This window comes from Arcicella sp. LKC2W, from assembly GCF_034931005.1.
Taxonomy (GTDB): Bacteria; Bacteroidota; Bacteroidia; order Cytophagales; family Spirosomataceae; genus Arcicella.
In genome coordinates this window covers 1-13190 of the sequence record NZ_JAYGIN010000003.1, presented here as the reverse complement: position 1 = coordinate 13190, position 13190 = coordinate 1, and the positions used below count along the sequence as shown (strand labels likewise).

The window sequence follows — 13190 nt, the reverse complement described above, 5'->3', positions numbered from 1 at the left end:
TGCCGAAGCATCGGGTTACATTTATTTCGTAGGGACATCGTGTAATAATTCTAAACCAACGGAGGCACGAGCAGGAAAGCCGACCCAATTTTTGTCATTTGAGTTAGGTTGTACGGATAAAAATTTACCAAAATCTTGATGCTTCAACTGAATTCCCAAAAATGCCGTTACAAAATGCTGATTGATGTTATTGATACGCCTTTCGTTCCAAGCGGGTTCTGAAAAATGTTCGTAGTTTTTAGGGTTTTTGTAGGCTTCAAACGGTGGCGGATTGGGGGCAACGTTATGACGTGCGTTCATGTAGGTAAGCAAATAACGTTCGGTATTGACAGCACCTTTATAAATCGCCTTGATTCCGTCTTCATAACCAGAAATATCATCTTGACTTCCTGCCACAAAAAAGGTTGGTATTTTTAAGCCTTTCAAACCTTCAGCATCCCAAACGCCACGTTGCATTCCCCACGGAGCAAATGCCACAACTGCCTTAATACGAGCATCTTGCGAAGCTAAATAGTCAGAATTATTAGCAGTTCGTACTTCAATTGATTTATTCCCTTTGGTCAAAGTACCAAACATGGCAACGGCTTTTGGACTATAACCTGCTCCTGCGGCATTCAAAACGCCGTAACCACCCATCGAATATCCGATTAATCCCGTGTTATTAGCATCTGCTAAACCCGACAAAAAACTATTACTATTCGGTTTTGAAAGTTCCGCCATTTGATTGAGAACAAACAAAATATCTTTGGCTCTATTCAATAAGGTACTCGGAAAACCTGCGGCATCTTGATAAGTTGATTCGGCATGGTCGATGGCAACAACGACATAACCTTTTGAAGCTAAATTTTCTGTCAAATAAGTCATCAATAATCTTGAACCCAAATATCCATGCGAAACCACAATCAACGGATATGCTCCATTTGCCGTTTTTGGATTGGCATCTCTCACGGCTCTTCCCGAAAACTGAAAAGGGGTTATTGGTCTTTTGGGGTCATTGATTGTACCCAAAACATGGTCGTAAGTAACTAATTCTTTAACTCCTTCGGCAACGTCGGCAGGATACCAAATTTCTAATTTTAGCTTTCGGTCATAAGTAGCTTCGGCATCGGGTTTCGATTTTAATACATCAATTTGGTTTTGATTGATTACCTCCATCGTGCGAACACCCACTTTATGCTCGCCTCTTGTGGCTAACTCTGGTGCATCAGGCAGGGCATCGCCAAAAAGAAAAGAATCTTGATTGTTTTGTCCGTAAGAATTTGGGACGAAAATAGAGAGCGTGGTAAACAGCAAAATCGCCAATATCAGCGACTTACTTAGCGTGTTTTTCATAGTGTTGTTTTGAAGATTTGTTTTCCACAATATTGCACAAAAAAAATAAATTCAGCCTTTTGGACTGAATTTATTTTTGTGACACAGACTTGAGTCTGTGTTTTATGTTTTACAGACTCAAGTCTGTGTTACATTACTACTCTTGTTTCTCCCAAATTTCATGTACACGTGTTCCAGTTGTGCTTTGTCCTGCGTGCGTCCAATCTTTCCCATTCAAAACACAGTCGAATGTTAAAGAAGAACCTGTACGTTTATTATCACGAGAGAAAAACTCAATGGTTTCCGTATATTTTCCATCTTTTACGGTGTAAGTTCCGCCCCCCGTTCCAAAAAACTGGTGTGTATCAGTGTTGAAAGCCGCCCATTGAAAACGATTGCCTGACAAAATCTTCAAGGTTTTTCTTGAGCCTTTCAAAATGGTTTGCATTTTAAAATCGGCACCTTCTCTGGCTCTAATTCGCCAAACATTCGCCATTGTTTTAGATGCTTTTGAATCATCTATTTTTTTCCAATTTCCTGATAATGGACCTTCTGTCAATGCTAATTCATTGTTATTCAACGTATAAAGATTGGCAACCGTTAAGCCTACAACGGTTGAATCATCTGTATTAAAATCACGTTTGAATGAAAGCACTTTTTTACCTCCTAAATTTTCCAATTGGTAAGTTCCACCTCCTGAACGCACGTATTTCTGTTGTGCCGTATTATAAACTCCGTACATCAAATAGTTTTCTGAACATATCATGGTAATTGTATTTCCAGAGGCATCTTTGCTTTGCCATGCACCATTAAGTGGCGATGAAGCAGAGGCACTAAACATGAAAGAAATTGTCAGAAGAAAAGCTAAGATTATTTTCATTTTAAAAGTCATTTGACTAATTGTTAATTTAAAGAGAATGTGTAACACACCTCTGTGAGTTTAAATAACGAAATCCTTGCCAAAATATTTATTCCTCTATTTTTTTCTTCTTTAAGCAAGCGTTTTACATTCTCGACTCAATAGAAAAATAATGTAATTCAGATAAAAGTCGATTTAATAAAAGCAAAATAAAACATTTAAAAGAGCCTTTTTGCACAATTTAAAGAACTTTTATGCACTCTCTTGTTTTAGCAAAAGTTTGATATATATTTGTTTTTAAGGAATATCAAATATTACTGTTTTTCTGTTAAACAGCCCTAAAAATTTATCTCCAATCAATGTCATTAATTGTTTTAATTATCGCCTGCACCATTGCGGCTTACTTACTTGGTTCAATTCCTACTGCTATTTGGTATGGAGAGGCATATTTCGGTGTTGATGTTCGTAAGCACGGAAGTGGCAATGCGGGAGCTACCAATACTTTCAGAGTTTTAGGAAAAAGAGCTGGAACAATTGTGTTATTGATTGATGCCATCAAAGGTTGGGTTGCTACATCAATCGCTTTGATGATGTATTATGGACACATCATTGATTGGTCGGAATGCCAAAACTTGAAATTGCTTTTCGGTTTTGCGGCAGTTTTGGGTCATATCTTCCCTGTATTTTCAAACTTCAAAGGCGGTAAAGGCGTGGCTACTTTATTGGGCATGGTAATGTCTGTTCATCCAGAAGCAGCGTTGGTTTGTATGGTGATTTTCTTCTTGGTTTTTATATCATTCAATTACGTTTCTTTAGGAGCAATTATCGCTTCTCTTTCATTCCCAATTTTATTATTATTGAAAGCGTTTGGACCTGAAAATACCTTAGTAATTGTATTCGGTTTTTTACTTTTTGGAATGATTGTCATAACCCACCGCAAAAATATTGTCAGACTATTTAAAGGACAGGAAAGTAAAATTTCGTTGCGGTCGAAAAAGGCGTAAGTTGCTAATTGGGGTTAGGGTTTAGGCATTAGGATTTAGCAACAAGCTGATTATCAATTCATTATTCCAAAAAATAATTTCAGTTTGTCGGTTACTTATTACACTGTTTAATAAGTTTTTTGAATAATTTTTATCCTAAAATCTTTGATTGGGAAACTTCCCGAAAGTTTTAAACTTTCGGGAAGTTGAAATAACTTATTAAACAGTATATTTATTTGTAAAAAATATTAAAATGAAGAATTAAAGTTTAGATTTTCTAAGTTTTAGTTCTTCATTTTTTAATTTTGTGGAAATTCAATCAACGGCTACGTAAAAACTATATTTCAATCAATACCATGCAACAATATATTCAAGAAAATAAAGAGCGTTTCCTTTCAGAATTGCTTGATTTACTAAGAATTCCGTCAGTAAGTGCTGATAGTAAATATAAAGGTGATGTTCGCAAGGCGGCAGAATTTATCTGTGAGAAAATTCAAGCGGCTGGAGCAGATATTGCAGAAATTTGTGAAACGGCTGGGCATCCAATCGTCTATGGCGAAAAGATTATCGACGCATCTTTACCAACTGTTTTAGTTTACGGACATTATGATGTTCAACCTGCTGACCCATTAAATCTGTGGGATTCACCGCCTTTTGAACCTGTTGTGAAAGATGAAAAAATCTACGCACGTGGAGCTTGCGACGACAAAGGGCAAGTTTATATGCACATCAAAGCATTTGAAACGATGATGGCAACAAATTCTCTTCCTTGCAATGTCAAGTTTATGATTGAAGGCGAAGAAGAAGTTGGTTCTGACAATTTGGGAATCTTCGTAAAAGCCAATAAAGAAAAATTGGCAGCAAATGTTATCTTGATTTCCGATACCGCAATTATTGCCAACGACATTCCTTCAATTGATGTTGGTTTACGTGGTTTGAGTTATTTGGAAGTGGAAGTTACAGGAGCAAATCGTGATTTACACTCGGGCGTTTACGGTGGTGCAGTTGCCAATCCGATTAATGTTTTGAGCAAAATGATTGCTTCATTGCACGATGAAAACGGACATATTACCATTCCAAATTTTTATGATGATGTGGTAGAATTAACACCTACTCAACGTGAAGCAATGGCAGAAACGCCTTTCAACTTAGACGAATACAAAAAGGATTTAGGCATTGCCGACGTAAGAGGAGAAGACGGTTACACCACTTTGGAACGTGCGTCTATCCGTCCAACACTTGATGCCAATGGTATTTGGGGTGGTTATATTGGCGAAGGAGCCAAGACGGTTTTACCTTCAAAAGCATCAGCCAAAATCTCGATGAGATTAGTGCCAAATCAGCAATCGGATAAAATTACGGCAATGTTCACCAAGCATTTTGAGTCAATAGCTCCCGCAGGTATAACCGTAAAAGTTCAACCGCATCACGGAGGTGAGCCTTACGTAACACCAACAGACTCAAAAGAATATCGTGCCGCAGAACAAGCAATGGAAGAAGCCTTCGGTAAAAAACCAGTGCCTACTCGTGGCGGTGGCAGTATTCCGATTGTGGCATTATTTGAAAAAGAGTTAGGTTTGAAAACAATCTTAATGGGTTTCGGGCTTGATTCTGACGCTATTCACTCGCCAAATGAGCATTATGGATTATTTAATTTCTATAAAGGAATTGAAACGATACCTCTATTTTTCAAATATTATAGTATGTAATATGGACGAGAAACACAAATCCATCTTGGAGAATATTTGAAAAATAATCTCACGCAAAAAGCCAAATAGAACTCAACAATCTATTTGGCTTTTTGATATTAAAAAATAGCATTCTACGTCTCTATCCTAATATTCGCCAGATGCTTTTAACTAATTATGACTCCTATTATCAAAATGTCCTTATCTTTGTAGTCAACTCATTAGATATAAAATACAATCAATTCACTCATTACCCTCATGGCTGAAATCAACTTAGAGCAACTTACTACCGAAGAAACTTCCCACTACGACAATCTGGATAAGATGTCAGTAAAGGAAATTTTGGAAGGAATTAATAACGAAGACAAAACCGTTCCGTATGCTGTTGAAAAGGCAATTCCACAAATTGAAGCACTTGTCAGCCAGATAGTTCCGAGAATGAAAGAAGGCGGACGTTTATTTTATATCGGTGCAGGAACAAGTGGACGTTTGGGCGTAGTTGATGCTTCTGAATGCCCTCCAACATTTGGCGTTCCGTTTGACTTGGTGGTGGGTTTAATTGCAGGTGGTGACGGAGCAATCAGAAAAGCCGTTGAAAATGCCGAAGACGATATCGAACAAGCTTGGAAAGACCTTATGGAATACGATGTCAATGAATTAGATACATTAGTGGGTATTGCCGCATCAGGAAGAACGCCTTACGTAATTGGCGGTTTGAACAAAGCACGTGAAAATGGTTTATTGACAGGTTCAATTTCTTGTAACTCAGACAGTGAAATTTCTCAAGCTGCCGAGTACCCAATTGAAGCCATTCCAGGTCCAGAATTTGTAACAGGTAGCACACGAATGAAATCAGGAACTGCTCAAAAATTAATTTTGAACATGATTTCAACTTCGGTAATGATTCAGTTAGGACGTGTGCGAGGCAACAGAATGGTAGATATGCAATTGAGCAACAACAAATTAGTTGTGCGTGCTGAAAACATGGTTATGAAAGAATTGGGCATAGAAAGAGAAGAAGCGGAAGCCTTATTACAGGTACACGGAAGCGTAAGAGCATCAGTTGATGCTTACCGTGCCAAACATTAACAAAACATTAACACAAATTGATGTAACAAGACGATTTATCTATCGTTTAAACATAAAAATAACAAGAAAGGATAAAATTTAACCATTAAGTGTGTTACTTTGTCTTTTGAGAGGTAAATCCAAATTATTCCAGAAATCCCTTTTTTAATTTTATCATGAAAAAAGCATTATTCAGTACATTGTTGCTTGCAGGACTTGCAATCAACGCTCAAGCACAAGATTTTCCAGAGGACATCAAACCTCTAATGTCAAAATATACTTGTACAGCTTGCCATAAAGTAGATACCAAATTAGTAGGTCCAGCTTATACAGAAGTAGCAAAAAGAAAATACACTCCAGAAAGAATTCTTGAGTTGATTGCAACTCCAAAGCCTTCTAACTGGCCAGGTTATCCTCCAATGATGGCATTGAAAGTTCCAAAAGATGATGCTATGAAAATTGCCACTTGGATTAATTCATTAGCTCCCAAAAAGAAAGCTAAGAAAAGCTAATTAGCAAACTTTTTTATATAGAAGCCCTGTCAAAACTTATATTTTGCAGGGCTTTTTTTATTGATTATCAAAACCTAACCATCAAAAATACATTTTTGACAAATAATCTTTATCTTGCATATCTTTGATTAACAACAATGTACCTTTATATATTTATAAGCTAACATCACTGAACTCCTATATGATTAAAGTATTTCTTTCATTAGCTATTATTCTATGTAGCTTCCTTTCATTTGCTCAAAACGTTGCTCAAAAACCCGAATGGCTTGACCCATACGTTACAGAAGTTAACCGCTTACCTGCCCGTGCAAGTGCTTTTGCTTATGAAAATCGTGAATTGGCGATGGCAGGAAATAAATCTTCTTCTAAAAACTTCTTTTCGTTAAACGGAAACTGGAAATTCAAATGGGTTCCAAAACCTTCTTTGAAACCAGCCAATTTTTATGAAGAAAATTATGACGATACTCGTTGGGATAATTTCAAAGTACCTTCCAATTGGGAATTTGCGGGTTACGGAACGCCCATTTACGTAAATATTCCTTACGAATTTGACACTCGTTTTAAATCAAGTGATGATTGGGGAGCAACTTACGGCTCCAAAATTCTTAACAATACGCCCCCTCCTATTCCAGAAGATAATCCCGTTGGTTCTTATCGTAAAAAATTCACACTACCTACCGACTGGTCAGGCAAGGAGGTTTTCATTAATTTGGGAGCAGTAAAATCTGCCTTTTATATTTATGTAAATGGACGAAAAGTGGGTTATGGAGAAGACTCAAAATTAGAATCGGAGTTTGATATAACTGAATACGTTCATACAGGTGAAAATGTGATTGCTTTGGAAGTTTATCGTTGGTCGGACGGTTCTTATCTCGAATGTCAAGATATGTGGCGTATTTCTGGCATTGAACGTGATGTTTACCTTTACGCAACGCCAAAATTAGATTTACGGGATTTTAGAGTTACTTCTATTTTAGATAATAATTACCGTAATGGACTTTTTACGCTTGATGCAGATATTCAAAATTTTTCATATTACGATTTACCTGCAACGGTTTCCGCTGAAATATTAGATGCAAATGGCGTTTCTGTTCTGAAATTAGAAAACCCTAAACCAGAAATGGTAAAAAGCACTGAAAAACAACGAATTACATTAAAAGGAGAAATTCCAAATGTAGCTCAATGGTCGGCAGAAATACCAAATTTATATGCTTTGGTTTTGACTTTAACCGACAAAGACGGCAAGGTTTTGGAAGTGATTAAGCGTAAAATTGGCTTCAGAACCTCTGAAATTAAAAACGGGCAATTATTGGTAAACGGGAAACCAATTTATATTAAGGGGGTCAATCGTCATGAACACGACCCTGTGAGTATTCATGTAATATCTGAAGAGAGAATGATTCAGGATATTCAGATAATGAAATCCTTGAATATCAATGCTGTTAGAACCTCTCACTATCCCAATCATCCACGTTGGTACGAACTCTGCGACGAATACGGTATGTATTTGGTGGATGAACCCAACATCGAGTCGCACGAAATGGGCTATGGACTCAACCAAACCTTAGGAAATAATCCAGTGTTCTTAAATTCGCATATCAGACGTACCCAAAGAATGTTTGAAAGAGACAAAAACCATGCTTCAATCATCATTTGGTCTTTAGGTAATGAAGCAGGTAATGGTTGGAATTTCTATAATACCTACACTTGGCTCAAAGAACACGACACCACTCGACCAGTACAATATGAACGGGCAGAATTAGAATGGAATACCGACATCGTTTGTCCGATGTATCCAGATATTGAAGCAATGGAAAAATACGCTCAACGCTACAAAGACCGTCCATACATCATGTGTGAGTACGCTCATGCAATGGGAAATTCTGTTGGAAATTTCAAAGAATATTGGGATATGATTGAGAAATACCCTAATCTGCAAGGCGGTTTTATTTGGGACTGGGTTGACCAAGGCGTTATCATTGAAAAAGCAGGCAAGAAAGTTTACGGCTACGGTGGCGACTGGGGAGCAAAAGATATAAATTCAGATAAAAACTTCTTGTGTAATGGCTTAGTTGACCCCGAACGCCAATTGCATCCACACGCACTTGAAGTAAAAAAAGTTTATCAAAATATTAAATTAGAAAATGTTGGACTAAATCAAATTGAGGTAAAGAATGCGTTTTCTTTTCGAAATTTAGATAACTTTTCATTGAATTGGTCTATTCTGGAAGAAGGCGTTGAAATAGATAGGGGAAAAATTGATAATCTTACTGGTATTGGAGCAGGGAAAATGAAAATTTTCACCATTTCACCAAAGTCAGGTTTGAGAGCAGGGAGAGAATATTTCCTAAATGTTTCCATAAAAACAAAGTCTCCAGAACCTTTATTAGCGGTTAATTCAGAAATGGCTTACGAGCAGTTTCCTTTGAATACCATTAAACGACAAGCTCCTAATTTAAGCATCGGAAAAACATCAACTGTCAATGAAGCAGGTTCAAAAATCACCGTTGTGGGAAGCGACTTTATCATTGTTTTTGATAAGGAAATTGGTACAATAAGTTCATTCGTTAAACAAGGAATTGCACTAATCAAAAAAGGACCAATGCCTGATTTTTGGCGTGCTGCCAATGATAATGACTTTGGAGCAAGTACACAAAAGAAGTCAAGAATTTGGTTGAAAACTGGTAAAATTGAGCCAGTTTCTGATGCCAAAGTCTCAGTCGTAAGTGGAAATCCTCGTATCATTTTCACCAAAAAAATCCTCAATGGCGATGCCCTTTATACAACGACTTATGATGTAGATGGCGATGGGAATATCAAAGTAAAAAATAAGTTTGATGCCTTAAGAGGGAACTATCCGATGATGATGCGTTTTGGAAATCAGATGGTTATTCCCAAAGAATTTACCACTCTAAAATGGTATGGTCGTGGACCTCATGAGAGTTATTGGGACAGAAAAACCAGTGCTACAGTTGGGCAATATGAAGGCAAAGTAGAAGATCAATATCACCCATATATCCGCCCGCAAGAATCAGGAAATAAAGCCGATGTAAGATGGGCAAGTTTAACGAATAATAAAGGTAGAGGATTAATGATTTTGCAAGATACGGACTTCTTGAACGTAAATGCTATTAATCATTCGCAAGAAGACCTTGACCCTGCCGAAGATAAAGCTCAATATCACTCAGGAGATTTAGTCAGTAGAGAAGACATATATCTTAACGTTGATTTACAACAAACAGGCGTTGCAGGTATAGATTCGTGGGGGCATTTACCGCTCGAAAAATACAGATTGAATTACAAAAACTATGAATATACTTATTGGCTAAAACCAATTGCGATTACAGAGAAAAAATCAAAAAGCAATTCAGAAGGCGGACAGTAAGTGAGTATTAATTAGTATTAGTCACCAAGACACAAAAATATCACCTTGAGTCTTGGTGACTTTTTGGTTAAATTCAGGTTACATTCATTAAAAAATTACGGAATTATCTACTATTTGTCGCAAGACAAAATTAGACCACGGATAGAACAGATAAAACAGATTTACACTGATTTTTCTTTAAATTTATCCGTGTAAATCCGTTGAATCAGTACAATCTGTGGGCTAATTTTATCCTGCGACAAATTGTAGGTAGTTCCGAAAAAATTATCTCAAATAAATCTTACAATACTATGAAAAAAGCACTTTTAGGTTTGTTGTTACTCTCCAACACAACTGTCGTATTCTCACAGAAAAACTCAGAAACCAAAGACTGGATTTCTATTTTTAATGGAAAAGATTTATCTGGTTGGGACATTAAAATTGCAGGTCAACCTTTAAATGATAACTATAAAAATACATTTAGAGTAGAAGATGGAATGATGCGAGTAATGTATGACCAATATAAAAATTTTGATGACAAATACGGTCATATTTATTATCAGAAGCCTTTTTCATATTATATCGTAAAATTTGAATATCGCTTCACGGGGAAACAAACGCCAGGAGGGGCAGTTTGGAATAACAGAAATAGCGGTATCATGGTACATTCGCAATCTGCCCAAAGTTTAACATTTGAGCAAACATTCCCGATGTCCTTAGAAATGCAACTATTAGGTGGTTTAGGCACAGGAGAACGTCATACAGGCAATTTATGTTCGCCTGGAACGCAGGTATATATGCAAGGGAAACTTCGCCCCGACCATTGTATTGATTCAGATTCAAAAACTTACGATGGCGACCAATGGGTAAAAGCGGAAGCTATCGTTTTGGGAGATTCAATAGTTCATCACGTAATTAATGGTGATACCGTCCTGACTTACAATAAAACACAAATTGGCGGTGGGTTCACTGGTGGAAAACAAGAAGATTGGGAGTTTTCTAAAATGGATAATACGGCTATTGATTTTTGGAAAAATAAAGACTTAACAGCTCTAAAATCGGGTTATATTGCCATGCAAGCAGAAAGTCATCCAATTGATTTTAAGCATATAGAAGTATTAAATTTGGTAGGATGTACAGACCCTAAAGCATTAAATTACAAATCTTATTTTATTAAGTCCGACAAAGCATCTTGTCGTTATAAAAAGAAAAAGGTTTAGGAATTTCCTAAACCTTTTTTATCATTCCTCTGGTCTTTTACTTCTTGAAATTCTTTTGCCCAACACCACAGCAGTATCTTTTTCTTTGAAATAAACACTTCCTTCAATATAATTAGCGAAAGTTTCTCTATAAGTATCTCCAATTGGAATTCTCAAAACTTTATCTAAAACAACCTCATCACCTTCAATTCCAGTAATTCTATCTTTAGAAATAATAAATGAACGGTGAATACGCATAAATCTGTCTGAAGGCAATCGTTTCTCTAAATCCGAAAGTGTTAGATTCGTTGTAATTCTATCGCCATGAGTTGTTATCGAAGCATACGTTTTTTGTGCCTCCATAAAGATTACATCTCGATATAATACTTTGTGAAATTTCCCCTTTGCATCAACCTTTACAAAAATATATTCTTCCTTTTTAGGCATTGGCTCTGGTTCTGGCTCTTCAACTGGAGAATCAACTAAAGTCATTTCAAAAGGCATTTTACTAACAGCTTTCAAGAAACGCTGATAGCCAAAAGGTTTTACTAAGTAATCTAAAACACCAAATTCAAAACTCTGTAAAGCATATTCTTGATAACCCGTAGTCATAATAAATTTCACTTTTCCTTCAAAAAGGCTGACCAAATTTAAGCCATTCATTCGGGGCATTTGAATATCAGCAAATACCAAATCAACTTCTTGAGACTGTAAAATACCCACCACTTCCATTGGATTGGTAGTCGCTGCCACCAAGTTTAAGAATGGGGTATCTTTGATATAATCTATCATGATGTCCAGAGCAGCCTGTTCATCATCTACTGCAACGCAATTAATCATTTTTTCATGAGGTTAAAATCCACCGTAAAAGTTACTATATAGTCTTCCTCTCCGTCTTCAGAATCGAGAGAATAACAATCACTTTTATAAACGGCATCTAATCTTTTAATAATATTTTTAATACCGATACCCGTATTTCCTTTATCCATAATTTGGTCAGAATGTCCATTTTTAAGATTATGAACGATAAAAACAAATACGTCATCAATTAAACTTGCTCTTATTTTCAAAGGAAAATTGGGATCATCGATGAGTCCATGTTTAATCCCATTTTCCACCAAAGTAATCAAAACCATCGGTACTACTCTATGCGAACTAAAATAGCCTTCTTCATCATAATCAATATGAGCATTTTGTTGGTTTCGTTGTTTATGAAGACTCAGATATTGCTGTACAAAATCCAACTCACCTCTCAAATCAACCTCATTTTCTTGCAGTTTAGTACTTGTTGCATACCGCATCATATCTGCAAACTCAATTACAATATCACCTGCTTCTTTTGAGGCGGCTCTCACTTTACTATAAATCATGTTTAAGGTATTAAACATAAAGTGAGGATTAATCTGCGACCTCAAAAATGCCATTTCCGCTTGAGCTTTTTCCTTTGCTAAGATAGCATTTTTCTCTCTTTCTTCAGCAAGCTCCAATTCTTTTTTTGCAATGTCTGTTTTCTGATTGGCGATTTCTACGTCTCTTTCCGCAATATCTTTTTGTTGCTGAATTGTTCTTTGTGCGAAGTAATAGCCGAGAGCGAAGATTAAAAAGTTACTTGCATTAAATACACCTAATGAAATCAACTTCCCTAAATTAATATCTTTAGTACTTTGAATTTTTAAGTAAACCAATACGTAAACTTCTATAAAATACCGATAGCCAATATAAGAAGCAACCACTCCTAAAATTACAATTAATAATATATATAAATACTTTACAGAAAAAAACTTGGGTAAAACCCATAAGGCAACACAATAGAAAAATAATATATCCCCTATTCGAAGAAGTAAGAACCCTATAATAAAATCGCTTGTAAATAAAATATTATTAAAGTACAAAATTAATAACCCATAATAAATTGTATAACATAACCAGATTAGGGTATGCACTTGGAAACTCCTATTTAACCTAATTCTATCTAACATTATTAATTAAAATTTCATTTAAAACCACTTCTTTATTTCAAAAAAGCCTTATAGAAAATTACCTAAATTAGGTATTGCTTAATACGGAAATATCTAATCAATATTAGGACTACGAATACGTCATTTAAGAGAATAAAAAAAAATACGGTATGCTCTCAGCCTAATTTTGACTCAACAATTAGATTACTTATTTGTCTTTTATTACTTAAGAATTATTCATAAATATC

Annotated in this window: 10 protein-coding genes; 6 read left to right on the top strand and 4 right to left on the bottom strand. The window is 36.0% G+C overall.

The annotated features are described in order from the left end of the window. Nucleotides 1–21: 21 nt before the first annotated feature. On the bottom strand, nucleotides 22–1332 hold the full coding sequence (locus VB796_RS03050; RefSeq protein ID WP_323345036.1) for a dienelactone hydrolase: 1311 nt from the start codon (nucleotides 1330–1332) through the stop codon (nucleotides 22–24). Between the two features lie 136 nt (nucleotides 1333–1468). Next, complete coding sequence (locus VB796_RS03045; protein WP_323345035.1) at nucleotides 1469–2191, bottom strand: membrane or secreted protein; 723 nt, start codon at nucleotides 2189–2191, stop codon at nucleotides 1469–1471. 338 nt (nucleotides 2192–2529) lie between these two features. Between VB796_RS03045 and plsY the strand changes: the two genes are divergently transcribed. From plsY to VB796_RS03015, 6 genes are all read left to right on the top strand, one after another. After that, entirely contained in the window at nucleotides 2530–3174 is a 645-nt protein-coding gene (plsY, locus tag VB796_RS03040) for a glycerol-3-phosphate 1-O-acyltransferase PlsY (protein WP_323345034.1), read from the top strand. A 335-nt stretch (nucleotides 3175–3509) separates the two neighbouring features. Further along, complete coding sequence (locus VB796_RS03035; RefSeq protein WP_323345033.1) at nucleotides 3510–4862, top strand: dipeptidase; 1353 nt, start codon at nucleotides 3510–3512, stop codon at nucleotides 4860–4862. Nucleotides 4863–5099: 237 nt separating this feature from the next. Continuing rightward, nucleotides 5100–5930: an N-acetylmuramic acid 6-phosphate etherase gene (gene murQ / locus VB796_RS03030; protein WP_323345032.1), complete on the top strand. Its 831-nt coding sequence runs from the start codon at nucleotides 5100–5102 to the stop codon at nucleotides 5928–5930. Nucleotides 5931–6085: 155 nt separating this feature from the next. Then, nucleotides 6086–6421, top strand: coding sequence for a c-type cytochrome (locus VB796_RS03025; protein ID WP_323345031.1), 336 nt, complete (start codon nucleotides 6086–6088; stop codon nucleotides 6419–6421). Between the two features lie 181 nt (nucleotides 6422–6602). After that, nucleotides 6603–9806: a glycoside hydrolase family 2 TIM barrel-domain containing protein gene (locus VB796_RS03020; RefSeq protein WP_323345030.1), complete on the top strand. Its 3204-nt coding sequence runs from the start codon at nucleotides 6603–6605 to the stop codon at nucleotides 9804–9806. A gap of 290 nt (nucleotides 9807–10096) precedes the next feature. Next, the gene (locus VB796_RS03015; protein ID WP_323345029.1) at nucleotides 10097–11005 is read left to right on the top strand and encodes a DUF1080 domain-containing protein; all 909 of its coding nucleotides are present in this window, start codon (nucleotides 10097–10099) and stop codon (nucleotides 11003–11005) included. Nucleotides 11006–11026: 21 nt separating this feature from the next. Here the strand turns inward: VB796_RS03015 and VB796_RS03010 are convergent, their stop codons facing one another. Further along, nucleotides 11027–11824: a LytTR family DNA-binding domain-containing protein gene (locus VB796_RS03010; protein WP_323345028.1), complete on the bottom strand. Its 798-nt coding sequence runs from the start codon at nucleotides 11822–11824 to the stop codon at nucleotides 11027–11029. Beyond that, nucleotides 11821–12669: a sensor histidine kinase gene (locus tag VB796_RS03005; RefSeq protein ID WP_323345027.1), complete on the bottom strand. Its 849-nt coding sequence runs from the start codon at nucleotides 12667–12669 to the stop codon at nucleotides 11821–11823. Before VB796_RS03005 ends, VB796_RS03010 begins: the two co-directional genes overlap by 4 nt. Between the last annotated feature and the right edge of the window lie 521 nt (nucleotides 12670–13190).